33 protein-coding genes are annotated in these 23,179 nt (G+C 60.3%); 10 read left to right on the forward strand and 23 right to left on the reverse strand.

The features are described 5' to 3' along the window. Window positions 1-50: 50 nt before the first annotated feature. Window positions 51-653 (reverse strand): hypothetical protein, encoded by a 603-nt coding sequence (locus ACST81_RS15085; protein ID WP_438748909.1) that lies wholly within the window; start codon window positions 651-653, stop codon window positions 51-53. A 127-nt stretch (window positions 654-780) separates the two neighbouring features. Further along, complete coding sequence (locus ACST81_RS15090; protein ID WP_438753590.1) at window positions 781-1,662, reverse strand: DMT family transporter; 882 nt, start codon at window positions 1,660-1,662, stop codon at window positions 781-783. A 321-nt stretch (window positions 1,663-1,983) separates the two neighbouring features. On the opposite strand from ACST81_RS15090, the gene ACST81_RS15095 reads away from it, so the two are divergent. The 6 genes from ACST81_RS15095 to fghA all read left to right on the forward strand — a co-directional run bounded on the left by ACST81_RS15095 (window position 1,984) and on the right by fghA (window position 5,920). Continuing rightward, window positions 1,984-2,382, forward strand: a complete 399-nt coding sequence (locus ACST81_RS15095) for a helix-turn-helix domain-containing protein (protein WP_438748910.1) — start codon at window positions 1,984-1,986, stop codon at window positions 2,380-2,382. An 89-nt stretch (window positions 2,383-2,471) separates the two neighbouring features. After that, window positions 2,472-3,599, forward strand: coding sequence for an S-(hydroxymethyl)glutathione dehydrogenase/class III alcohol dehydrogenase (locus ACST81_RS15100; RefSeq protein WP_438748911.1), 1,128 nt, complete (start codon window positions 2,472-2,474; stop codon window positions 3,597-3,599). Window positions 3,600-3,706: 107 nt separating this feature from the next. Further along, window positions 3,707-4,114, forward strand: coding sequence for a hypothetical protein (locus ACST81_RS15105; protein WP_438748912.1), 408 nt, complete (start codon window positions 3,707-3,709; stop codon window positions 4,112-4,114). Between the two features lie 16 nt (window positions 4,115-4,130). Then, on the forward strand, window positions 4,131-4,574 hold the full coding sequence (locus tag ACST81_RS15110) for a hypothetical protein (protein WP_438748914.1): 444 nt from the start codon (window positions 4,131-4,133) through the stop codon (window positions 4,572-4,574). A gap of 5 nt (window positions 4,575-4,579) precedes the next feature. Beyond that, a complete protein-coding gene (locus tag ACST81_RS15115; RefSeq protein WP_438748915.1) occupies window positions 4,580-5,050 on the forward strand; it encodes a YaiI/YqxD family protein in 471 nt (156 codons plus the stop codon). A 36-nt stretch (window positions 5,051-5,086) separates the two neighbouring features. Beyond that, window positions 5,087-5,920: an S-formylglutathione hydrolase gene (gene fghA, locus ACST81_RS15120; protein WP_438748917.1), complete on the forward strand. Its 834-nt coding sequence runs from the start codon at window positions 5,087-5,089 to the stop codon at window positions 5,918-5,920. 324 nt (window positions 5,921-6,244) lie between these two features. On the opposite strand, the gene ACST81_RS15125 is transcribed toward fghA, so the two are convergent. Beyond that, window positions 6,245-6,556, reverse strand: a complete 312-nt coding sequence (locus ACST81_RS15125; RefSeq protein WP_438748918.1) for a DUF1883 domain-containing protein — start codon at window positions 6,554-6,556, stop codon at window positions 6,245-6,247. A gap of 151 nt (window positions 6,557-6,707) precedes the next feature. On the opposite strand from ACST81_RS15125, the gene crcB reads away from it, so the two are divergent. The 4 genes from crcB to ACST81_RS15145 all read left to right on the forward strand — a co-directional run bounded on the left by crcB (window position 6,708) and on the right by ACST81_RS15145 (window position 9,647). Further along, window positions 6,708-7,085 carry a fluoride efflux transporter CrcB gene (crcB, locus tag ACST81_RS15130; protein ID WP_438748920.1) on the forward strand — a complete coding sequence of 126 codons (378 nt, stop codon included), beginning with the start codon at window positions 6,708-6,710 and terminating at the stop codon, window positions 7,083-7,085. A 123-nt stretch (window positions 7,086-7,208) separates the two neighbouring features. Then, entirely contained in the window at window positions 7,209-8,201 is a 993-nt protein-coding gene (locus tag ACST81_RS15135; RefSeq protein WP_438748922.1) for an RluA family pseudouridine synthase, read from the forward strand. Beyond that, complete coding sequence (locus ACST81_RS15140) at window positions 8,201-8,866, forward strand: HAD-IA family hydrolase (protein WP_438748923.1); 666 nt, start codon at window positions 8,201-8,203, stop codon at window positions 8,864-8,866. The genes ACST81_RS15135 and ACST81_RS15140 overlap by 1 nt, the downstream gene beginning before the upstream one ends. After that, entirely contained in the window at window positions 8,859-9,647 is a 789-nt protein-coding gene (locus tag ACST81_RS15145; RefSeq protein WP_438748925.1) for an ATP12 family chaperone protein, read from the forward strand. The genes ACST81_RS15140 and ACST81_RS15145 overlap by 8 nt, the downstream gene beginning before the upstream one ends. A 74-nt stretch (window positions 9,648-9,721) precedes the next feature. On the opposite strand, the gene sugE is transcribed toward ACST81_RS15145, so the two are convergent. The 20 genes from sugE to rpsQ form a co-directional block, all read right to left on the reverse strand. Further along, window positions 9,722-10,036 carry a quaternary ammonium compound efflux SMR transporter SugE gene (gene sugE / locus ACST81_RS15150; RefSeq protein WP_325462642.1) on the reverse strand — a complete coding sequence of 105 codons (315 nt, stop codon included), beginning with the start codon at window positions 10,034-10,036 and terminating at the stop codon, window positions 9,722-9,724. A gap of 232 nt (window positions 10,037-10,268) precedes the next feature. Beyond that, a complete protein-coding gene (locus tag ACST81_RS15155) occupies window positions 10,269-11,561 on the reverse strand; it encodes a replication-associated recombination protein A (protein ID WP_438748927.1) in 1,293 nt (430 codons plus the stop codon). A 94-nt stretch (window positions 11,562-11,655) separates the two neighbouring features. Next, window positions 11,656-12,948, reverse strand: coding sequence for a DegQ family serine endoprotease (locus ACST81_RS15160; protein WP_438753593.1), 1,293 nt, complete (start codon window positions 12,946-12,948; stop codon window positions 11,656-11,658). Between the two features lie 346 nt (window positions 12,949-13,294). Continuing rightward, on the reverse strand, window positions 13,295-13,720 hold the full coding sequence (gene rplQ / locus ACST81_RS15165) for a 50S ribosomal protein L17 (RefSeq protein ID WP_325462645.1): 426 nt from the start codon (window positions 13,718-13,720) through the stop codon (window positions 13,295-13,297). 130 nt (window positions 13,721-13,850) lie between these two features. Beyond that, window positions 13,851-14,861 (reverse strand): DNA-directed RNA polymerase subunit alpha, encoded by a 1,011-nt coding sequence (locus tag ACST81_RS15170; protein ID WP_037100639.1) that lies wholly within the window; start codon window positions 14,859-14,861, stop codon window positions 13,851-13,853. A 100-nt stretch (window positions 14,862-14,961) separates the two neighbouring features. Then, window positions 14,962-15,351, reverse strand: a complete 390-nt coding sequence (rpsK, locus tag ACST81_RS15175; RefSeq protein WP_018328263.1) for a 30S ribosomal protein S11 — start codon at window positions 15,349-15,351, stop codon at window positions 14,962-14,964. A 236-nt stretch (window positions 15,352-15,587) separates the two neighbouring features. Next, window positions 15,588-15,956: a 30S ribosomal protein S13 gene (gene rpsM / locus ACST81_RS15180; protein WP_037169481.1), complete on the reverse strand. Its 369-nt coding sequence runs from the start codon at window positions 15,954-15,956 to the stop codon at window positions 15,588-15,590. A gap of 212 nt (window positions 15,957-16,168) precedes the next feature. Continuing rightward, entirely contained in the window at window positions 16,169-16,765 is a 597-nt protein-coding gene (locus tag ACST81_RS15185; RefSeq protein ID WP_438748929.1) for an adenylate kinase, read from the reverse strand. Further along, window positions 16,762-18,102 carry a preprotein translocase subunit SecY gene (gene secY, locus ACST81_RS15190; RefSeq protein ID WP_438748931.1) on the reverse strand — a complete coding sequence of 447 codons (1,341 nt, stop codon included), beginning with the start codon at window positions 18,100-18,102 and terminating at the stop codon, window positions 16,762-16,764. The genes ACST81_RS15185 and secY overlap by 4 nt, the downstream gene beginning before the upstream one ends. 231 nt (window positions 18,103-18,333) lie before the next feature. Continuing rightward, window positions 18,334-18,804, reverse strand: a complete 471-nt coding sequence (rplO, locus tag ACST81_RS15195; protein ID WP_438748933.1) for a 50S ribosomal protein L15 — start codon at window positions 18,802-18,804, stop codon at window positions 18,334-18,336. Window positions 18,805-18,817: 13 nt separating this feature from the next. After that, the gene (gene rpmD / locus ACST81_RS15200) at window positions 18,818-19,030 is read right to left on the reverse strand and encodes a 50S ribosomal protein L30 (RefSeq protein ID WP_158475802.1); all 213 of its coding nucleotides are present in this window, start codon (window positions 19,028-19,030) and stop codon (window positions 18,818-18,820) included. A gap of 13 nt (window positions 19,031-19,043) precedes the next feature. Beyond that, a complete protein-coding gene (gene rpsE, locus ACST81_RS15205) occupies window positions 19,044-19,613 on the reverse strand; it encodes a 30S ribosomal protein S5 (RefSeq protein ID WP_438748935.1) in 570 nt (189 codons plus the stop codon). Window positions 19,614-19,746: 133 nt separating this feature from the next. Then, window positions 19,747-20,109, reverse strand: a complete 363-nt coding sequence (gene rplR / locus ACST81_RS15210; RefSeq protein WP_438748937.1) for a 50S ribosomal protein L18 — start codon at window positions 20,107-20,109, stop codon at window positions 19,747-19,749. 12 nt (window positions 20,110-20,121) lie between these two features. After that, a complete protein-coding gene (gene rplF, locus ACST81_RS15215; RefSeq protein ID WP_438748939.1) occupies window positions 20,122-20,658 on the reverse strand; it encodes a 50S ribosomal protein L6 in 537 nt (178 codons plus the stop codon). A gap of 42 nt (window positions 20,659-20,700) precedes the next feature. Then, the gene (rpsH, locus tag ACST81_RS15220) at window positions 20,701-21,099 is read right to left on the reverse strand and encodes a 30S ribosomal protein S8 (RefSeq protein WP_037169466.1); all 399 of its coding nucleotides are present in this window, start codon (window positions 21,097-21,099) and stop codon (window positions 20,701-20,703) included. 12 nt (window positions 21,100-21,111) lie between these two features. Beyond that, complete coding sequence (gene rpsN, locus ACST81_RS15225; RefSeq protein ID WP_037133565.1) at window positions 21,112-21,417, reverse strand: 30S ribosomal protein S14; 306 nt, start codon at window positions 21,415-21,417, stop codon at window positions 21,112-21,114. Window positions 21,418-21,447: 30 nt separating this feature from the next. Continuing rightward, window positions 21,448-22,008: a 50S ribosomal protein L5 gene (gene rplE / locus ACST81_RS15230; RefSeq protein WP_438748940.1), complete on the reverse strand. Its 561-nt coding sequence runs from the start codon at window positions 22,006-22,008 to the stop codon at window positions 21,448-21,450. After that, window positions 22,001-22,312, reverse strand: a complete 312-nt coding sequence (rplX, locus tag ACST81_RS15235; RefSeq protein WP_438748942.1) for a 50S ribosomal protein L24 — start codon at window positions 22,310-22,312, stop codon at window positions 22,001-22,003. Before rplX ends, rplE begins: the two co-directional genes overlap by 8 nt. Window positions 22,313-22,324: 12 nt before the next feature. After that, window positions 22,325-22,693 carry a 50S ribosomal protein L14 gene (rplN, locus tag ACST81_RS15240; RefSeq protein ID WP_018328276.1) on the reverse strand — a complete coding sequence of 123 codons (369 nt, stop codon included), beginning with the start codon at window positions 22,691-22,693 and terminating at the stop codon, window positions 22,325-22,327. Between the two features lie 238 nt (window positions 22,694-22,931). Then, a complete protein-coding gene (rpsQ, locus tag ACST81_RS15245; protein ID WP_037100601.1) occupies window positions 22,932-23,168 on the reverse strand; it encodes a 30S ribosomal protein S17 in 237 nt (78 codons plus the stop codon). Window positions 23,169-23,179 lie beyond the last annotated feature (11 nt).

Here is a 23,179-nt window from a genome sequence, read left to right on the forward strand (position 1 = left end):
CAAATCGTGCCGGAGGCCGGATGTCGTGGGCCACCGGCCGCGCAGCGGCATCATGCGGCGACGGCGTGCTCGCTGGGCACGCCGGTCATGATACCGATCTGGTGCAGCATGCGCCGTTCCCGCTCGCTCAGGTCAGCGCCGCGCGAGCGGGCGATCGCGCTCATGACGCGGCTGATCAGATGGATATCGGCCACCTGCAAGCCATGTTGCCGGCTGCCGCGCAGGCTCGCCCAGATGCCGATATCCTCGGTCATCGCCAGGCGGATCTGTTCCAGCGCGAAGATCGAAAGACTGTCGGGAATGTGGCTGGAGATATCGACGATGTGGAACAAAAGGTCGAGTTCGATGCGCGAATTGACCACGCCACGCGTCGAGATCATCGCGATCAGCCAGTCGGCGTTCCATTCATCCATGGCGCCCTGCGGATAGCAGGTGCGGACGATGAAATTCGTCATGGTGTCGATGAAATAGTGATGCCATTCGGGGCATTTCTCGCCGCAGGATGTGTTGATCGCGAGAAGGATCATGGCGTCCTGCGACGAGGTCAGCCCCTGGACGAAGACATGCTCGCGCAGAATGTCGATATCCTCGGCCGTCAGGCGCATTTTCCCGGCGATCACGCATGCCGGATAAGAAAGACGAAGTTCTCCCATCGTTTCCTCCCGTTTCCTCATGAAACTGGAGACAAGGGTAGGACCAAGCCGTTTCCAATCCGGAAAGATTGAGTCTTAGCAGCGGCTTGCCAGATTCATTCAATTTTTACCTTTAAAACGCCCCGCCTTATCCGACCTCGGAATTTAGAAGCGCGGCGCGGCGCTCCCGCCAGATCATGAAAAGGCCGGAGCCGACGATAATGGCGATGCCGACCCATTTCGATGCGGTCGGAAACTCGTTGAAGATCAGGAAGCCGAGCGCCGTGCCGGTGATGATCTCGAAATAGTGGAAGGGCGCCAGCAGGGACACCGGCGCGGCCTGGAACGCCTTGACGACGAGAAGATGACCGTAGCCCGAAATCGTCCCGAGCGCGACCACAAGGACCCAGCCCAGTGTCGAGGTCGGCAGCGACGGCACGAAATCCACCGAGCCCATGGAATAGCCGATGGCTATCGCCAGAACCATGAACAGTGAACCGCCGATGCCGGCGATGATCTGCATGGTCATCGGGGTATCGGCATTGCCAAGCGCCCGGTTCATCAGGAGATAACAGGCGAACAGGAAGGCGCAGCCGATCGGCAGCAGCGATGTCAGGCCGAACAGTTCGAAGCTCGGCTGAATGACGATCATCGCGCCGCCGAAACCGACGACGATTGCGGTCCATCGCCGCCAGCCGACCTTTTCGCGCAATATCAACGCCGAGAGGCAGGTGAGGATGAAGGGCTCAACGAAATAAATGGCGAAGACATCCGCCAGCGGCATATATTTGACCGAGACGAAGAACAGAAGCGCGGCAGCCGCCAGAAGAACCCCGCGCAGCAGATTGAACCAGAGACGCTGCGGCTTCAGCGCGCGCAGGCCGCCGGTTGTCAACAGCAGCGGCAGCACGGAAACGAGCTGGAAGAAGAAGCGGTAGAAGGTCACCTGCCCCGGCGACATGCCTTCATAGACGGCCATGTATTTGGCGATCGCATCCATGCAGGGCAGAATGATCATGGCGACGAGCATGATCGCGAGACCTTGCAGAACCGTGTTGGCGGGCACGCGGGCGGAGGATGACGGGCTGTTCACGAGAATATTTCCTTGGGAGGGCAAGCGGAACCTTAGAGCGTTTTTTAACGCTTTCAACCACATGCCGGACTTTTCCGACAATCTGATTCAGAAAGCCGACTTGAATTGTGAAGGTGCGTCTTGGCGACATTTTTTGCCGTTGGAGGATGTTCGCCTTGCCGATCCGCGCTGTAAGCTGACGCACTTGCGATGCGACCGCCGCGCCTTGCGGTCAGTGCAGACAGGATCGTTCCGGCCACCAGGCGCAGGGAGAGACAGATGCGTTTGTCGACAGATCAAGTGATGGCGATGCTGCGGCGGCCCGCCGATAACGACACGCTCGGAGGCCGCATCTGGCGCGCCCGCGATGCGATGGGTCTCTCGGCCAAGGATCTCGCCGACCGGCTGGGGGTCAGGACCGACACGATCTCCGCCTGGGAGCGCGATCGCTCGGAGCCGCGCACCAACCGCCTGTTCATGCTCGCCGGCATGCTCGGCGTCACGCCGGCCTGGCTGATCGCCGGGCTTGGTGAGGCGCCGAAGGACGATCTCTCGAACACGCTCACCGGGCAGCTTCGCGACCAATTGGCGCAAGTGAAGAAATTGCACGAACAGACAGGAAAAGCCATCTGCGCCCTTGAGATGGAGCTCAACCGCGTCCTACAGGACATTCAGTAAATCACCATTCGATTCCACACCAATTCCGTCTTGAGCGCCGCCGGCTAGTCTGCGATTGTGGCGCCAAAATCATTTGAGGGAGACACATCATGGACGTACGCGCCGCCGTTGCGGTTGCCGCTGGCAAGCCGTTGGAGATCATGACCGTTCAGCTGGATGGTCCACGCGCCGGCGAGGTGCTGGTCGAGGTGAAGGCGACCGGAATCTGCCATACGGACGAGTTCACGCTGTCGGGCGCCGATCCGGAAGGCCTGTTTCCGGCCATCCTCGGCCATGAGGGCGCCGGCATCGTCGTCGATGTCGGGCCGGGCGTTACCTCGCTGAAGAAGGGCGATCATGTCATCCCGCTCTACACGCCCGAATGCCGCGAATGCTATTCCTGCCTGTCGCGCAAGACCAACCTCTGCACTTCGATCCGCGCGACCCAGGGCCAGGGCCTGATGCCGGACGGCACGAGCCGGTTTTCGATCGGCAAGGACAAGATCTTCCATTACATGGGCTGCTCGACCTTCGCCAATTTCACCGTGCTGCCGGAGATCGCGCTCGCCAAGGTCAATCCCGACGCCCCGTTCGACAAGATCTGCTATATCGGCTGCGGCGTGACGACCGGCATCGGCGCCGTCATCAACACCGCCAAGGTCGAGGTCGGCTCGACGGCGATCGTCTTCGGGCTCGGCGGCATCGGCTTGAACGTGCTGCAGGGCCTGCGCCTGGCCGGCGCCGACATGATCATCGGCGTCGACATCAACAATGACCGCAAGGCCTGGGGCGAGAAGTTCGGCATGACGCATTTCGTCAATCCGAAGGACGTCGGCGACGACATCGTGCCCTATCTCGTCAACCTGACCAAGCGCAACGGCGACACGATCGGCGGCGCAGACTATACGTTCGACTGCACCGGCAACACCAAGGTGATGCGCCAGGCGCTCGAAAGCTCGCATCGCGGCTGGGGCAAGTCGGTGATCATCGGCGTTGCCGGCGCCGGCCAGGAAATCTCGACCCGCCCGTTCCAACTCGTCACCGGCCGCAACTGGATGGGCACGGCGTTTGGCGGCGCGCGCGGCCGCACCGACGTGCCGAAGATCGTCGACTGGTACATGCAGGGCAAGATCCAGATCGACCCGATGATCACCCATACGATGCCGCTCGAGGACATCAACAAGGGTTTCGACCTCATGCATCGCGGCGAAAGTATTCGCAGTGTGGTGGTGTATTGATCACCCCAAAAATCGAGTTCGATTTCGGAAGGCACCAGGCTTAACAATCATAACAGCGCCGCGCCCGGCAAAGGGCGCGGCAATCGCCCATATCGAGGAGATCTGTTATGTTGATACGTTGCCTGACGGTCGCAGCCCTGCTGGCACTCACACCGATGTCTGCCATGGCCGATCCGGTCGGAACCTATGATGTCGTCGGCACCAATCCCAACAGCGGCACCGAATACAAGGGAACCGCGGAAGTGAAACGGACCGGTGAAACCTACAATGTCACCTGGACGATCGGCGACAGCAAGATCACCGGCACCGGACTTGGCGCAAAATTCGTCAGCGAAACGCGCTTCGAAATGGGTGTCGCATCCGCGGATGACATTGCCCTGTCGGTGGGGTACGTGGCACAGGACACGTCCGGCATCGCCATGTATTTCGAGCAGCCGGACGGCCATTGGGAAGGTGTCTGGACCTATGGCGGCACGACCAAGGCGACATCGGAAAAGTGGTTCCGGAAGAAGTGATGATACGAGGGGTGGAATGAACGGACAAAACTTTGGCATTGCCGGCCTGTGCTTGACGCCTGCCCTTTCCACCCCTGTGCTGACTGATCCTGTCGACACCTATGACGTCAGGGCTATTGCCTATGGAAAAGTCCCCTCCCCAACCCCTCCCCACAAGGGGGAGGGGCTTAACCCGCCGCCCGATCCGTGGTCTGAAACGAGGGCCGGCGGCTGGGTCTCTCCCCCCTTGTGGGGGAGATGGCCGACAGGCCAGAGGGGGTCTTTTTCCATATGCGATAGCCCTGCCTATGACGTGGTCGGCGTCAATCCCGATAATGGCGGCGAATATACCGGCACCGTGGCCATCGGTCGCAGTGGCGACACCTACTCCGTCACCACCCGCTCGATCGACCTGCCGAAGATGCTCGCGAGCAACGCCATGAAGCCGATGAGTAATTCGGTGACGAAAGCGGATCGATGACGGCCATGTCGGATGAACCCGCCTGCCCCAGCACCATCTATGTCGATGCCGATGCTTGCCCGGTCAAGCCTGAAATCCTGAAGGTCGCCGAACGCCACGGCCTGCCCGTCGTGCTGGTCGCCAATTCCGGTCTTCGTCCCTCGCGCGATCCGATGGTGCGCAATGTCATCGTTTCCACCGGCTTCGACGCGGCTGACGACTGGATCGCCGAACGGGCGCATGAGGGTGATATCGTTATCACCGCAGACGTGCCGCTCGCCGGCCGCTGCGTCGCCGCCGGCGCGCAGGTGACCGGCCCGACCGGCCGCATCTTCGACAAGTCCAATATCGGCATGGCGACCGCCATGCGCGATCTCGGCGCCCATCTGCGCGAGACCGGCGAAAGCAAGGGCTACAACGCCGCCTTTTCGCCGCGTGACCGCTCTGCCTTTCTCGAAACACTGGACAGGCTTTGCCGCCGCGTCAAACAGCGGTAGCGAGAATCACCGTTTCCAGCTTCAAAGGAGCTCAGCTTGAAAGTCCTGTCCCAAAATACCGCCTTTGGCGGCATGCAAGGCGTGTTTGTCCATGATTCGGCTGCCTGCAAGACGGAAATGACCTTTGCGGTCTTCGTGCCGCCGCAGGCGATTACAACGCCCTGCCCGGTCGTCTGGTATTTGTCCGGTCTCACCTGCACGCATGCCAACGTCATGGAAAAGGGCGAATATCGCCGGATGGCCGCAGAACTCGGCCTGATCATCGTCTGCCCGGATACCAGCCCGCGCGGCAACGACGTTCCCGACGAACTGACAAACTGGCAGATGGGCAAGGGCGCCGGCTTCTATCTCGATGCGACCGAAGCACCCTGGGCCGAGCATTACCAGATGTACAGCTACATCACCGAGGAACTGCCGGCCTTTGTCGCGCAGCATTTCCGTGTCGATATGGCACGTCAGGGCATTTTCGGCCATTCGATGGGCGGACACGGCGCCATGACCATCGCGCTCAAAAATCCCGGCCGCTTCAGGAGCTGCTCGGCCTTCGCCCCGATCGTCGAGCCATCGACGGCCGACTGGTCGGTCGGTGCCTTTGAAAAATATCTCGGCGCGGACAAGGCGGCCTGGCGCCAGTACGACGCCTGCGCTCTCGTTGAAGATGGCGCGCGTTTCCCGGAATTCCTGATCGATCAGGGCAAGGCGGACAGTTTTCTGGAAAAGGGTTTACGGCCCTGGCTGTTCGAGAACGCCATCGAGGGGACCGGCATCGACGTGACGTTGCGCATGCACGAGCGCTACGACCATTCCTACTATTTCATCTCGACCTTCATGGACGATCACCTGAAATGGCATGCCGAACGGCTCGGCTGAAGTTCAGGCAAGAGAATGGTGAAACCGCGTCGTTCGTACGGCGCGGTCAGATTGCTGACAAAGTCACCTTCCCCGATCTTGGACGTCATTTGGGACCTGCGGAGCCACCATCCTCTCCGTCTTTCCCGTGCTTGTCACGGGAATCCAGCGAGCCCAAGTGCTTGGGCTGAAAGAGTCTTTTGACCCGACGGACGTCGGGTCGCTGGATCCCCGCCACAAGGGCGAGGATGAGGGAGAGTGGGGCTGCCACGTCCTTAAGCAATCGGCTCGGGGATTTGTCAGCAGTCTGCCCGCGTCATTGATACGGCGCGGTTTCTTTCGAAATCAGGACGCCGACTGGAAGCGCGGCGCCGCTGCCGGCTCCACGACACGAATGCTCGATTCGCACTGGCCATGATGACCTTCCATATCGATGACGACATGCCAGTGGCCATTTTGCGGAATGACCAGCCGGATCGGCGACTTGCGGGCGACGCCGCCGACGAACTGATGCTTCAAGCCCTGCTTGTAGAGCGTGAAATTGCTCTCCGACATCAGCCGGACGTTTGCGACCACCGACAGGGCGATCTCGATGGTGACGCCGGCGCGCTGGGCCTTCAGGTCGTAATGGGTGAAATTGATCTTCTGCTTCGTCATGCAAGGTCCGCTGGAAAGTGGTCGTTCAACGGGCCTATATTAGCGGTCGCCTGTTAAGGAATCGTTTTTCATTCGGCCTGCCTCTCGATCCACTCTGCGCCGGAATGGTCCCAGACTTTTCAGCCACGACCGTTTCGGCTATGCCCTTTTTATGACCCATATTCTTCTTGTTGCCGCCGGCGGCGCGCTCGGTTCGGTGCTCCGCTACCTCGTCGGTTTGTGGACCCTGCGCAGTTTCGGACCGTCCTTTCCCTGGGGAACCCTGACGGTCAACATCACGGGGTCCTTTTTCATAGGCGTCCTTGCCGAGGCGATTGCCCGCAAGTTCGGAGCCTCGGCGGACATGCGCGTCTTCCTGATCACCGGCTTTCTCGGGGGCTATACGACCTTCTCCGCCTTCTCGCTGGACGCCATCACACTGGTGGAACGCGGCGAAGCGGTCACGGCGGCGATTTATGTGGGCTCGAGCGTCGTTCTTTCGGCAATCGCCGTGATCGCCGGGCTGGCTCTTATGCGCGCAATGGTCTAAAGGGACGTTTTCAGAGCGCTGCGCGTCCTTGGACCGGCCTGCTCTGTCACATCAGTTTGCGCACGGGTTTCCTGTCGGCACCATTGTCGAGGCGCGATGACAATTGGATGCAGGGTAAGCAAGATGGCAGGCATTGAACACAAGCAGGTCGAGACCGACGAAGCGGGCATGCGGCTCGATCGCTGGTTCAAGGTGCATTATCCGGGCCTCGGTTTCGGGCCGCTGCAGAAACTCCTGCGTTCGGGTCAGGTCCGCATTGATGGCGGCCGGGTGAAATCGGATACCCGCGTCCAGCCGGGCCAGGTCGTGCGCATCCCGCCGATGGATGTCGACCCTAAGACCAAGACCGGGCCGATTGCCGGGCGCGACCTTCGCCATGCATCCGACCACGAACTGCTGTCGCGCATGCTGCTGCATGAAGATGCCAAGGTGATCGTCCTCAACAAGCCGCCCGGTATCGCCGTCCAGGGCGGCTCCGGCATCAACCGCCATATCGACGACATGCTCGAGGCCTGGACCAGCCCCAAGGGCGAAAAGCCGCGCCTCGTTCACCGCCTCGACCGCGATACGTCCGGCGTGCTGGTGATCGCCCGTACCCGTGGCGCGGCGCAGAAGCTGACCGCCGCCTTCCGTGAACGCGACACCAAGAAAACCTATTGGGCGCTGGTCAAGGGCGTACCGCGCAAGCGCGAGGACAAGATCTCCACCTGGCTCGTCAAGGAACAGACGCCGGACGGCGATCGCATGCGCATTGCCAAGCACGGCGACGACGGCGCCGACCATGCCGTCTCCTACTACAGGATCATCGAGCAGGCCGGGCAGAATCTCACCTGGTTGGAAATGGAGCCCTATACCGGCCGTACCCATCAGTTGCGCGTCCATGCCGCCCATATCGGCCACCCGATCATCGGCGATCCCAAATATTTCGACGCGGAATACAATTGGGCCTTCCCCGGTGGCGTGCAGAACAAGCTGCATCTGCATGCCCGGCGCATCGATATCCCACATCCGGATGGCGGCCGCCTGATCATCACCGCGCCGATGCCGCAGCACATGGTCCAGAGCTGGAACCTGATCGGCTTCGACATGGCGAGCGCGCAGGAAGCCGACGACTGATGAAACTTGCCCTTTTCGATTGCGATGGAACGCTGGTCGACAGCGCCGGCCTGATCCATGAGGTGATGGCCCGGACCTTCGAGGATTTCGGCCTCGCCCGCGTGACGCTCGACGCCACCAAAAGCATCATCGGCCTGACGCTGGATATTGCCATTGCCCGGCTGATGCACCAGCCGCATGTCGACGACCGCGCCTTGGCGATGACCGCGCATTACAAGAAAATCTATGGCGGCATCCGGACCGAAATGGATTTCCGCGAGCCGCTTTTCCCGGGTATCGCCGAGATGATCACGACCCTTTCGGCGCGCGACGAACTGCTTTTGGGTGCCGTAACGGGAAAGTCACGGCGCGGGCTTGATCAGATCTGTGCAAGCCACGGGTATGAAAAGACATTCCTTGTTTCGCGGACGGCCGACGATTGTCCGTCGAAGCCGCATCCGGCGATGGTCACGGAGTGCTGCTCGGAAGCGGGCATCGACGCCAAGGATACGGTTGTCATCGGCGACGCGATCTACGACATGCAGATGGCCAAGAGCGCCGGCGCATCGGCGATCGGCGTAGCCTGGGGCTATGCGTCGGTTGCCGAACTCGTCGAAGCGGGTGCGGATCACATCGCCCGCACTCCACAGGATATTCTGGATTGGATGGAGACGCATCATGGCTGACATTCGCGAAGACCTGTCGAACGCCCTCACGGATCCGGATCCGGTGCGCCGGGCGCAGATACAGATGCTGAAGCCGCTGCCGAAGCGCTTCTACAAGACCGTGAGCGTCGGCCCGGCCGAAAGCGGCAACGGTCACGCCATCCTGCTCGACGGTCGCGCGGTTCGCACGCCGGCAAAGCAGCCCCTGACGGTCCCGACCGCTGCAGTGGCGGCCCTGCTCGCGGCCGAATGGGAAGCGCAGACGGACGAGATCAACCCGGCAACGATGCCGATCACCCGGCTGGCCAACACGGCGATCGACGGCATTTCCAAAGATACCCGCGCGGTTTTCGACGACATCCTCAACTTCGCCGGAACCGATCTGCTATGCTACCGCGCCAGCGAGCCGGAAGGCCTTGTCACCCGGCAGGCGGAGCGCTGGGATCCGGTGATCACATGGGCGGCCGATACGCTCGGTGCCCGTTTCATCCTCGCCGAAGGCATCGTCCACCAGGCGCAACCGCGCGCCGCGATCAACGGCGTTGCCGAGGCGTTGCGCGCCTTCGCGACCCCGCTCGGCCTTGCCTGCCTGCATACGATCACCACGCTGACCGGTTCCGCACTGCTTGCCATCGCATTCGCCGAACAGCGGCTGTCGGCCGAGAAAGCCTGGGTGCTGGCGCATGTCGACGAGGACTGGCAGATCGAGCATTGGGGCACGGACGACGAAGCTTTCCAGCGTCGCGAAAACCGCTGGCGGGAAATGCAGGCTGCGACCGCGACGCTCGACGCCCTGCGCTGATCTCCGGACATTACTGAATGCACGAAAGACCGCACCGTCGCCGGCGCGGTCTTTCTTTTTGCGAAAATGAAAAATCAGGCAGTCAGCTTCAAACCGGCAATGCCGGCGATGATCAGGGCGATACAACCAAGGCGCACGGCCGTCGCCGGCTCATGGAACAGGATGATGCCGAGGATCACGGTGCCGACGGTGCCGATGCCGGTCCAGACGGCGTAGGCTGTGCCGAGCGGCAGGGTGCGCACGGCAATTCCAAGCAGAACGACGCTTGCAACCATCGACAGGCCAGTCAAGACCGTGGGAATCAGCTTGGTGAATCCCTCGGTATATTTCAGGCCGATCGCCCAACCGATTTCGAGAATTCCAGCGAGAAACAGAATGATCCAGGCCATTTTACAACTCCATTTTAAGGAGCGAGGCCGTCCTCGCGGATGTTCGGGTCGATCATGTCGGATCCCGTGCAGCCGTCTGCATGGCTTCTCTATGCCATTGCCGTCTGTTCCTGACAAGTGCCCGACCCGCATGGCTGAAATGCCGACTTCATCGCCGAGCCGGGCCGCCAGTGCCTCGATGCCGCTTGTAAAACCGGGCGGGTAGGTGGCGTCGCCGGTAATCGAGCTACTTCTATTTCCGCTCCCGCTTGAGCCTTTGCCAGAATTCCAGGCGCTTCAACGTTTCGCGCTCGAAGCCGCGCTCCTGTGGCTTGTAGAATCGCGTATCCTTGGCGCGCAGCTCTTCGGGGAAGAATTCCTGGCCCGAGAAGGCGTCGGGATAATCGTGATCGTATCTGTAGCCCTCGTGATAGCCGAGATCCTTCATCAGCTTGGTCGGCGCATTGAGGATGTTTTTCGGTGGCGGGATCGAGCCGGTCTGACGGACCATGTCCAGCGCCGCATCGAAGGATCGGTAGCTGGCATTGGATTTCGGCGCGGTGGCGACATAGACGATTGCCTGGGCGATGAACAAGCGCCCTTCGGGCCAGCCGATGCGCTCGAAGGCCGTCCAGGCGGCGATGACCTGCGGCATGGCATTGGGGTCGGCCATGCCGACATCTTCGCTGGCAGCGCAGGCCAGCCGCCGGAACAGCGTCGTCGGATCCTCGCCGGCATCCACCATGCGCGCGCCCCAGTAGAGCGCCGCATCGACATCGCTGCCGCGCAGGCTCTTGTGGAAGCAGCTCAGCAGATTGTAGTGGCCATCCTGCGCCTTGTCATAGACCGGCATGCGCTTCTGCAGCGCTTTCGACAGGCGGGCGATATCGAGATCCTCGGCCTCGTTCAGCGCCAGCACGTCATCAGCCAGCCCGACCAGATAACGCCCGTCGCCATCCGCCATGTTGATCAGCGCCGCTCGGGCTTCGTCGGTCAGCGGTAGCCGCTTTCCGATGAAATTTTCGACGCGAGCAAGAAGCAGTTCCGACGATTCGGTATCGAATGGGTTCAGCGTGAAAACCTTCATCCGCGATAGAAGCGCGGCGACCAGGCTGAAGCTCGGGTTTTCCGTCGTGGCGCCGATCAGGATCACCGTGCCGTTTTCGACATGCGGCAGAAGCGCATCCTGCGTGCTTCGATTGAAGCGGTGCAGTTCGTCGATGAACAGGATAGTCTGCCGGCCGATGGTCCGGTTACTCTTTGCCGTGTCGAAGACCTTGCGCAGGTCGGCGATGCCGGACATGACGGCCGAGAGCTGGACGAATTCCATCTTCGCCGACTGCGCCACCAGCCGCGCGATCGTGGTCTTGCCGACGCCAGGCGGCCCCCAAAGGATGAAGGAGCCGACGCTACCGCTCGCCACCATGCGGGCGATCGGACCGTTCTCGCCCAGGAGATGCTGCTGGCCGATGACCTCGTCCAGCGATTCCGGACGGAGCGTATCGGCAAGCGGCCGGTGCGTCGTCTCGTCGAACAGCGTTACCATCCTGTGCTCCCAACAAGGTCCGTCGCCCTGCCAAGGACAGGGCGGTGAGCCAACAGTTCGCATGCTACGATACCGGCTGGGGCTGGCAAATCGCTCACCGGAAGAACTGGCGGATGCGCTGGCCATTCCGCTCGATCTCGACGCGCCAGAAGGACGGATCATCCTTGGCGAGCGTTTCAAGCGTCGCCGTCTTGTCGATCGGCTCGCCATTGACGGCGATGATGATATCCTTCGGCTGGAAACCGACGCGCGCTGCCGGCGATCCGCGATTGATCTCGGTAATGACGACGCCCTGCGACGAGGTCGGCATATGCAACTCGTCGGCCAGCCGTGGCGACAGGTTGCCGACGATGGCGCCGGCGAAGGGATTGCGCCCCTCGATCAGCCGCTCGTCGCGTGGCGCGGTTTCCGGCGCCTGCGCAAGCGTCAGCTCGAGGTCGCGGCTCTTGCCGTTCTCGCTGACGGTCACCTTGGCCTGATGGCCGATACCGACAGTGGTCAGGCGATAGCCGAGCGCATCCGGATGCTCGACGGCGATGCCGTTGACAGCGGTGATCACCTGCCCCGGTTTCATGCCGGCCTTTTCCGCCGGGCCGCCTTCCACGACCGAGCTCACCAGCGCGCCGCGCGCCCGGTCGAGCCCCAGTGCATCGGCAACCTCGGAGGTCACCGGCTCGAAGCTGGCGCCGATGAAGGGACGCGTGAAACTGCCATTGCCACCCTCGGCAGCCGCGACGAAGACTTTGACGAGATTGGCGGGAATGGCGAAGCCCACGCCGTTCGAGCCGCCACCGCGCGAAAAGATCGCCGTGTTGATCCCGATCAACTGACCGTTCATGTTGATCAGCCCGCCGCCGGAATTACCCGGATTGATCGCCGCGTCCGTCTGGATGAAGAAGCCAAAATCACCGGTGATGACCTGGTTGCGCGCCAGCGCAGAGACGATGCCGCTGGTCACGGTCTGGCCGACACCGAAGGGGTTACCGATCGCAAGGACGAGATCGCCGACCTCGACCGCATCGGAATCGCCGAGTGGAACGATGTCGAAGGGGCCGTCGGACTTGATCTTGAGCACCGCCAGATCGAGCCGGTCGTCCTTGAGGATGACGGTGCTTTCGAACTCCCGGCCATCGGCGAGCGCCACCTTGATGTCGTCGGCATCAGCAATCACGTGATTGTTGGTGACGACAATGCCGTTCTTGCCGACGATCACGCCGGAGCCGAGCGACGACTGCTTCTGCGACCGATTCGGCATCTGCTGGCCGAAGAACTGCTCGAAGAACGGATCATCGGCGAACGGCGAGCGTCGCTCGATGGTCTTCTCGGCATAGACGTTCACCACGGCATTGGCCGTCTGCTTGACCAGCGGCGCGAAGGAGAGCTGCATTTCCGTGCGGCTCTGCGGCAATGCCTTTTCTGGCTGCTCCTGCGACTGGGCGACGGTCGCGCCGGTGTGGAGACTATCGACGCCATCGGATTGCGCGCTACGGGCGAATCCGAAATGCACCGCGCCGGCAAAAAGCGCCAGCCCGGCCATGGTGGACAGGACGAGAGTACGGGGCGAACGGATCATGCGGGATACCTGCCGAAAGGAAATGTGGGAAACACAGATAGGACGTCAGGGATAGAAAGCAAAGACGGCGGAAGCGTGAAAATGCGCCGGCAGGTGTCCAAACGCGAAACAGCCGGGCTTTCGGCCCGGCTGTCTTGAAAAATTCCGATGAACAGAAATCTTATGCGGCGTCCGCAGCTTCTGCTTCGGCGGCAACGCGAGCGATGTCTTTGGCGCCCTTGGCCGAAGGATCGCGATCAACGAATTCGATGACGGCCAGAGCCGCGTTGTCGCCGTGACGATAGCCGGCCTTCATGATGCGCAGGTAGCCGCCGTTGCGGGTGGCGTAACGCGAGGCGATTGCATCGAACAGCTTGCCGACGACGGCAACGTCGCGGATTTGCGAGATGGCCTGACGACGGGCATGCAGGTCACCGCGCTTGCCGAGCGTGACGAGCTTCTCGACGATCGGACGGATTTCCTTTGCCTTCGGCAGGGTGGTGATGATCTGCTCATGCTCGATGAGCGAAGCAGCCATATTGGCAAACATTGCCTTGCGATGGCTTGCAGTTCTATTCAGCTTGCGGCCGGCTACACCATGGCGCATTGCTATTCTCCTTTAAATGCAGGTGCCCGTTTCGTTGTATGGGCCTGCCGTTTCCTGGCACATACAGACTTCCTCGCGGAGCCTGCTGTTTGACGGGGAAAGGCAGAGGGTTAACCTGCCTTTTGTTTGATTAATATTGGTCTTCGTAACGCTTGGCGAGATCTTCGATGTTCTCGGGTGGCCATGCCGGCACTTCCATGCCGAGGTGCAGGCCCATGGAAGCGAGAACTTCCTTGATTTCGTTCAGCGACTTGCGACCAAAGTTCGGAGTGCGAAGCATTTCGGCTTCGGTCTTCTGAATGAGATCGCCGATGTAAACGATGTTGTCGTTCTTCAGGCAGTTGGCCGAACGGACGGAAAGTTCCAGTTCGTCGACCTTCTTGAGCAGTGCCGGGTTGAACGCCAGTTCGGTAACGGCTTCTTCTTCGGCTTCCTTCTGCGGTTCGTCGAAGTTGACGAAAACGCCGAGCTGGTCCTGAAGGATGCGGGCCGCGAAAGCGACTGCATCTTCACCGGTCACCGAGCCATCGGTTTCGATCTGCATCGACAGCTTGTCGTAGTCGAGAACCTGACCTTCACGGGTGTTTTCCACCTTGTAGGACACTTTCTTGACCGGCGAATACAGGCTGTCGACCGGGATAAGGCCGATCGGTGCATCTTCCGAACGGTTGCGGTCAGCAGGAACGTAGCCCTTGCCGTTGTTGACGGTGAATTCCATGCGGATCTCGGCGCCCTCGTCGAGGGTGCAGATCACATGGTTCGGGTTGAGGATTTCGATATCGCCAACCGTCTGGATGTCACCGGCGGTCACAACGCCCGGACCCTGCTTGCGCACGACCATGCGCTTTGCGTCGTCGCCATCCATCTTGATGGCGATTTCCTTGATGTTGAGCACGATGTCCGTCACGTCTTCCCGAACGCCCGGGATGGAGGAGAACTCGTGCAGGACGCCGTCGATCTGCACTGCGGTGACAGCAGCGCCACGAAGCGACGACAGAAGAACGCGGCGAAGCGCGTTGCCGAGGGTCAGGCCAAAGCCCCGCTCCAGCGGCTCGGCAACAAGGCTAACCTTGGTGCGGCCGGAAGAGGAGAACTCGACCTTGTTCGGCTTGATCAGTTCCTGCCAGTTTTTCTGAATCATATGTCTTGCCTTCCGTTCGTTGCCACCATCCAATCGTGGCAACCGAGCCTTGAAGCGCCGGGAGAGATCGCTCTCTCACCGGCAGGATGAATGCGTAAAATTAAACGCGGCGCTTCTTGCGCGGGCGGCAGCCGTTGTGCGGGATCGGGGTCACGTCACGGATCGAGGTGATCATGAAGCCGGCAGCCTGCAGCGCCCGCAGGGCCGATTCACGGCCGGAACCCGGGCCGCAAACTTCGACTTCGAGCGTCTTCATGCCGTGTTCCTGAGCCTTCTTGGCCGCATCTTCAGCAGCCATCTGGGCTGCGAACGGGGTCGACTTGCGCGAGCCCTTGAAGCCCTTGGAACCAGCCGAGGACCAGGCAATGGCGTTGCCCTGTGCGTCGGTGATGGTGATCATCGTGTTGTTGAACGACGAATTGACGTGCGCGACGCCCGTGGAGATGTTTTTCCGTTCGCGACGGCGAACGCGTGTGGCTTCCTTGGCCATAGTATACCTTTCGTTGATCTCTGCACCGCCGTAGTGCCAGCGGCTCCACCGGGCCGGGGAAAAACCCCTGCCCTGAATTTTCAGTCATGCGCAGCGGATAAGCCAATCTGCGCGGCGATATCGTCACTGCCGTAGCTCCAGCAGCTCCACCGGAGGGACGCAACGGGGCGCCCTTCCGAAACCACAAAAGAGGCCGGCGTGGAACGCCAGCCCCTGCATTTCCCAATTCAGGGAAATTACTTCTTCTTGCCAGCAATCGCCTTTGCCGGGCCCTTGCGGGTGCGGGCATTGGTGTGCGTGCGCTGGCCGCGAACCGGCAGCGAGCGACGATGACGCAGACCGCGGTAGCAGCCCAGGTCCATCAGACGCTTGATGTTCATCGAGGTCTCGCGGCGCAGGTCGCCTTCAACCTGGTAATCGCGGTCGATAGTTTCGCGGATTGCCAGAACTTCGGCATCCGTCAGTTGGTGCACACGACGTTCAGCCGGGATACCGACCTTCTCAACGATTTCCTGTGCGAACTTCGCTCCGATCCCGTGAATGTAACGAAGCGCGATGACGACGCGCTTGCTTGTCGGGATGTTGACGCCAGCGATACGTGCCACGCGTATTCTCCTTGCTTCCCGTTGCCATCCGGCAAGAGGTTTTTGGTTTCACGCCCCCGCAGTGGAGGCGACAGTTAAAATTCTGTTCGGAACACGTCAAAAGAATCGCGCCCGGACTTCGTCTCGAAATCCGCGCCGATCCCTGCATGTTGCGAGTTAGCGCGGTCTTTGAAGGAATCGACCGCAAAAGTCAACTCCCCCGGCAGTCATTTTCAGGCATCGGCCGAAGCTGACGCCAGGATCCTGTTGATTTCGGAGGTAACGGTCTCGACCGCCGCCATTCCATCAACCGTCTTCAACGCGCCGGTCGCAGAATAGTGCTGCGACAGCGGTGCCGTCTTTTCGCGGTATTCGACAAGACGCTTCTTGAACGCTTCCGGATTGTCATCGGAACGAACCTTGCCGCCTGCGGCAATGGTTTCTGCTACGCGATTCTCGATCCGGCGTACAAGCGCATCTTCATCGACTTTCAGTTCGATGACCGAATCGAGCCGCAAGCCCTTGCCTTCCAGCATCTTGCCGAGTGCGATCGCCTGCGGAACGGTGCGTGGGTATCCATCCAGGATGAAACCCTTGGCGCAATCGGCCGAATCGATGCGGTCCGAAACAATCTCGTTGACGATCTCGTCCGATACCAGTTGACCGGCATCCATGACGGCCTTCGCACGCTTGCCCACATCCGTCTCGGCTTGAACGGCCGCCCGGAGCATGTCGCCGGTGGACAATTGCGGAATACCGTACTTTTCCGTCAGCAGCTTGGCCTGAGTTCCCTTGCCTGCTCCCGGCGGTCCCAAGAATATCAGTCTCATCGGCCCCTCTTTCCTCCACGCAGCTTTGATTTCTTGATCAGCCCCTCATACTGCTGGGCAATCAGGTGACCCTGGATCTGTGCTACAGTATCAAGGGTGACGCTGACAACAATCAAAAGCGACGTACCACCAAGGTAGAACGGCACGCCAGTCTGCGCGATCATGACTTCAGGCAGGATGCAGACGAACATCAGGTAGATGGCACCAAGCACCGTGATGCGCGTCAGCACGTAGTCGATATATTCGGCGGTGCGCTCGCCCGGGCGAATGCCGAGGATAAAGCCGCCGTGCTTCTTCAGGTTGTCGGCCGTGTCCTTCGGATTGAAGACGATGGCCGTGTAGAAGAAGGCGAAGAAGGCGATCATGGCGCCGTAGAGCACCATGTAGAGCGGCTGGCCATGGCCGAGCGCCGCAACGATCGTGGTCGCCCAGGACGGCAGGGCGGCACTGTTGGCAAAACCAGCCAGCGTTGCCGGCAGGAGCAGCAGCGACGAGGCGAAGATCGCCGGAATGACGCCGGCCGTGTTGAGCTTCAGCGGCAGGTGCGAGGTGTCGCCCTGGAACATCTTGTTGCCGACCTGGCGCTTCGGATACTGGATCAAAAGCCGCCTCTGGGCACGCTCTACAAAGACGATCAGCGCGATGACGGCGACGACCATGACAATGATCATCAGGATAAGCGGCGTCGATAGGGCGCCGGTGCGGCCGAGTTCGAGCGTGCTGGCCATGGCAGTCGGCAGATGTGCGACGATGCCGGCGAAGATGATCAGCGAAATACCGTTGCCGATGCCGCGCGAGGTGATCTGTTCACCCAGCCACATCAGGAACATGGTGCCGCCAAGCAGCGAAATGACCGTCGAGATCCGGAAGAACCAGCCGGGATCGACGACAAGGCCATTGCCGCTCTCGAGGCCGACCGCAATGCCATAGGCCTGCAGCGTGCCGAGCAGCACGGTACCGTAGCGGGTGTACTGGTTGATGACCTTGCGGCCCTGCTCGCCTTCCTTCTTCAATTGCTCAAGCGACGGAACCACGGAGGTCATCAGCTGAACAATGATGGAGGCGGAAATATACGGCATGATACCGAGGGCGAAGATCGCCATGCGCTCGACAGCGCCGCCCGAGAACATGTTGAAGAGACCGAGAATGCCACCGCTCTGGCCGGCAAAGGCTTGGGCAAAGGCTTCAGGATTGAGGCCCGGCAACGGGATATAAGTGCCGAGTCGATACACGAGAAGCGCACCAAGGGTGAACCAGAGGCGTCGTTTCAAATCTTCCGCTTTGGCGAAAGTCGCAAAATTCAAGTTGGAGGCGAGCTGTTCCGCTGCAGAAGCCATGCAATTCTCCGCGTAGCCAGTTCGGAACCCGCGGGATAACCCGGTCAGCTCCGGAAATAGCTATCTTCTTTTTATGAAAACCGGTTTGGAAAGGACTGCATCGCAATCACGCGCCTTACCGTGGTTCCCGTTCAATGTTTTGCGCCGGACAAACCGCCGCCTATTCCGTCAGGTCATATGGGCGCAAAACCGCCCGGTGTGAAGCACCCCGGGCGGTTCATGAGCAACAATTTATTCAGCAGCGCCCGAAAGCAGCTTGATCGAACCGCCAGCCTTTTCAATCTTTTCGATCGCGGGCTTGGAAGCGCCGGCAACTTCGATCGTTGCCTTTGCCTTCAGTTCACCGTCGGCCAGAACGCGAACGCCGTCCTTGGCGCGGCGAATGACACCAGCAGCTGTCAGGGCTGCGGCATCGATCGTTGCGGAAGCATCGAGCTTCTTGGCGTCGATGGCGGTCTGGATGCGGCCGAGCGACACGACAACAAAGTCCGAACGGAAGATGTTGTTGAAGCCACGCTTCGGCAGACGGCGGTAGATTGGCATCTGGCCGCCTTCGAAGCCGTTGATGGCAACGCCCGAGCGAGCCTTCTGACCCTTGACACCGCGACCACCGGTCTTGCCGGAGCCGGAGCCGATACCGCGACCAAGACGCTTGCGGTTCTTGGTCGAACCTTCGTTGTCCTTGATTTCATTCAGTTTCATGACTGTTTCCCCCTCACTTCTCGTCGACGACGCGAACGAGGTGCTGGACGGCACGGATCATGCCACGGACGGAAGGCGTATCTTCCAACGTGCGAACCCGATGCATCTTGTTCAGCCCAAGGCCGATCAGCGTCTGACGCTGAACGTTCGGGCGACGAATGGGGCTACCGATCTGTTCGACGGTAACCGTTGCCTTTTCAGACACTGTGGTAGCTTTCTTGGCCATTGTTCAGGCTCCCTTATTCTTCGGAAGCAACGCCGGCGGATGCGCGACGGCCCTGCAGAGTGGCATACTTCATGCCGCGCTGAGCTGCGATATCCTTCGGGTGCATCTGGCTCTTGAGAGCGTCGAACGTGGCGCGAATCATGTTGTACGGGTTCGACGAACCGGTCGACTTCGCAACAACGTCGTGCATGCCGAGCGTTTCGAAGACTGCGCGCATCGGACCACCGGCGATGATGCCGGTACCGGCCTTGGCGGCACGCAGCAGAACCTTGCCTGCGCCGTGACGGCCATGGACGTCGTGATGAAGCGTGCGGCCCGAACGCAGCGGAACGAAGATCAGTTCGCGCTTGGCAGCTTCGGTCGCCTTGCGGATGGCTTCCGGCACTTCGCGCGCCTTGCCATGACCGAAGCCAACCCGGCCCTTCTGGTCACCAACGACGACGAGAGCAGCAAAGCCGAAACGACGGCCGCCCTTAACGACTTTTGCGACGCGGTTGATGGCGACGAGCTTATCGACGAATTCGCTGTCGCGCTCCTCGCGGTTCTGGCGATCGTCGCGAGAACCTCTTTTTTCCTGTGCCATTGTCCTTTTCCTTTTTCTTTTCCGGGTGCAATCGGCAGATTGACAAAAGTCGCTTCGGTTTCATTGAACCGAAGCGACCGGGTATTATCCGTGCAACTTGGTCGAGTCCAGACGCGGACGCCTGGAAATTGCATCAGAAGTTCAGGCCACCCTCGCGGGCTGCCTCGGCGAGCGCCTTGACGCGGCCGTGATAGATGAAGGCGCCACGGTCAAAGACGACGTCCTTGACACCAGCCTTCGAGGCGCGCTCTGCAAGGAGCTTGCCAACGGCAGCAGCAGCTGCCGTGTCAGCGCCCGTCTTGAGCGACGAACGCAGATCCGTGTCGAGTGTCGAGGCAGACGCGAGCGTCTTGCCAGCAACATCATCGATAACCTGTGCATAGATGTTCTTCGACGAGCGATGAACGGACAGGCGCAGACGGCCGTTGGCCACTGCCTTGACTTGACGGCGCACGCGAGCGGCGCGACGCACAAGTACATCTTTTCTTGTAGCCATTTCGCGTGATCCTTACTTCTTCTTGCCTTCTTTGCGGACGATCCGCTCGCCGGCATACTTGACACCCTTGCCCTTGTAGGGCTCGGGGCCACGGTATTCGCGGATTTCCGCGGCAACCTGGCCGACCTGCTGCTTGTTGATGCCGGTGACGACGATTTCCGTCGGCTTCGGCACAGCAATGGTGATGCCTTCAGGAGTCTGGTAGACCACGTCGTGGCTGAAACCGAGAGCCAGCTGCAGGTTCTTGCCCTGGAGCGACGCGCGATAACCGACGCCGTTGATTTCGAGCTTGCGCTCGTAGCCGTCCTTGACGCCCTTGAAGATGTTTTCGATCATCGTGCGGGACATGCCCCACTTCGAGCGAGCATCCTTGGACTGGTCAACCGGAGCGACCGAAACCGCGTTGTTGTCTTCCAGCTTTACGACAACTTCATCGTTAGCAACGAAGAAGAGTTCGCCCTTCGGGCCCTTTGCAGTAACCGTCTGGCCATTAACCGTGGCCGTGACACCTGCTGGAACCGGAACGGGCTTCTTACCGATACGAGACATTGTTTTACCTTGTCTGTCCGTTATGGAGATCCTTGCGCCGTATTAGAATACGGAGCAAAGAACCTCGCCGCCTACGTTCTGTTCGCGTGCCTGATGATCGGCCATCACACCCTTCGGAGTCGAAAGGATGGTGATGCCGAGACCGTTCGCGACCTGCGGAATGGACTTGACCGAGACATAAACCCGGCGGCCCGGCTTCGATACGCGGCCGATCTCACGGATCACCGACGCACCTTCATAGTATTTCAGTTCGATGTTCAGCTCGGCCTTGCCGTTGCCGAATTCAGTTTCCGAGTAGCCGCGGATGTAGCCTTCAGCCTGAAGGACATCCAGAACGCGTGCGCGCAGCTTCGAAGCCGGAGTGGAAACACTCGACTTGCGGCGTGCAGCACCGTTGCGGATACGGGTGAGCATATCGCCCAGCGGATCTGTCATTGCCATGTGTCAGTCTCCTTACCAGCTCGACTTAACAATGCCCGGCACCTTGCCGAAATTGCCAAGTTCACGAAGCGCAATACGCGACATCTTCAGTTTGCGATAATATGCGCGCGGGCGACCGGTCACTTCGCAACGGTTGCGAATGCGGGTCTTGGAGCCGTCACGCGGCAGGCTCGCCAACTTCAGAGTCGCCTTGAAGCGATCCTCGATCGGAAGGGACTGGTTCATGATGATCGCCTTCAGGGCTGCCCGCTTGGAGGCATCCTGGGCAACCGACTTACGGCGGCGATTGTTCTTTTCAATTGCGCTCGTCTTCGCCATTCAACTTATCCTTCTGCTTGTCGTTACGGCTTACTGGCGAAACGGGAAGTTGAACTCTGTGAGCAGAGCGCGTGCTTCGTCGTCGTTCGTTGCCGTCGTGCAAACGATGATGTCCATGCCCCACATCTGATCAACCTTGTCGTAGTTGATCTCCGGGAACACAATGTGCTCCTTGATGCCCATGGCGAAGTTGCCACGGCCGTCAAAGCTCTTCGGATTCAGGCCGCGGAAATCTCGAACGCGCGGCAGCGCGATGTTGATCAGGCGATCCAGGAATTCATACATGCGAACGCCGCGCAGGGTAACCTTTGCGCCGATCGGCATGCCTTCGCGCAGCTTGAAGCCGGCGATGGAGTTGCGGGCCTTGGTGATGACCGGCTTCTGACCAGCGATGGCAGCGAGATCAGCTGCGGCAACGCTCGGCTTCTTGGAATCAGCGGTCGATTCGCCAACGCCCATGTTGATGACGATCTTGTCGAGGCGCGGGATCTGCATGACGTTGGCGTAGGAGAACTTCTCCTGCATCGCCTTGGTGATGCGCTCGACATAATCCGTCTTCAGACGGGGCTCATACTTCTTGGTGTCAGCCATCGATCGACACTCCCGAACGCTTCGAAACACGAACCTTCTTGTCGCCATCGATCTTGAAACCAACGCGGGTCGGCTTGCCGTCCTGCGGGTCAACGATCGCGATGTTCGACAGATGGATCGACGCTTCCTTGTTGATGATGCCGGCTTCCTGGCTCTGGGTCTGGCGCTGGTGACGCTTCACCATGTTCACGCCACGCACTACAGCCCGATCTTCCTTCGGCAGAACCTGGAGAACTTCTCCGGAACGGCCCTTGTCCTTGCCGGTCAATACGACGACCTTGTCGCCCTTGCGAATCTTTTGCATCTCTATCGCTCCTTACAGTACTTCTGGAGCCAGCGAGATGATCTTCATGTGGTTCTTGGCGCGGAGTTCGCGCGGAACCGGTCCGAAGATACGGGTGCCGATCGGCTCTTTCTTGTTGTCGATAAGAACGGCTGCGTTGTTATCGAACCGGATGACGCTGCCGTCCGGACGACGGATGTCCTTGGCGGTGCGAACAACAACCGCCTTCATCACATCACCCTTCTTGACGCGGCCGCGCGGAATAGCTTCCTTGATCGAAACGACGATAATGTCGCCGACCGAAGCGTACTTGCGCTTGGAGCCGCCCAGCACCTTGATGCACATGACACGACGTGCGCCGGAATTATCCGCCACGTCGAGGTTTGTTTGCATCTGAATCATGTCAGGTCGCCTTCTTGTTGTGACCGGACCGGTTGGGCCGACCTCTTCTGACGGAGGGCCCCCTGTTCCAGCTTGTCAATTTCTGTTCTCGCGCGGGATCGATCGTTGCCAGGGTGGTTTCCGAAAACGGACCTTCCGTGCGCTCAAAGCAAAAGAACGCTCGTAACCGAGCGTCCTTGCGCTGCTTCATACAGATTTTCTCGGCTGACGCAAGGGCCAGACGAGAAAGTCTTAAGAATTAGGCCTGGACGGAAACGACCGTCCAGGTCTTGTCCTTGGAGATCGGCGCGCATTCCTCGATGGAAACCTGGTCGCCGACCTTGTACTGGTTGTTCTCGTCATGCGCCTTGTACTTCTTGGACCGGCGAACGGTCTTCTGGAAGATCGGGTGCGCGAAGCGACGCTCGACGCGGACCACGACGGTCTTATCGTTCTTGTCGCTGACGACTGTGCCCTGCAGAATGCGTTTTGGCATATTCTTGGATC

It is taken from the genome of Pararhizobium sp. O133 (genome assembly GCF_051669845.1).
In the GTDB taxonomy this organism is placed as follows: Bacteria; Pseudomonadota; Alphaproteobacteria; order Rhizobiales; family Rhizobiaceae; genus Pararhizobium.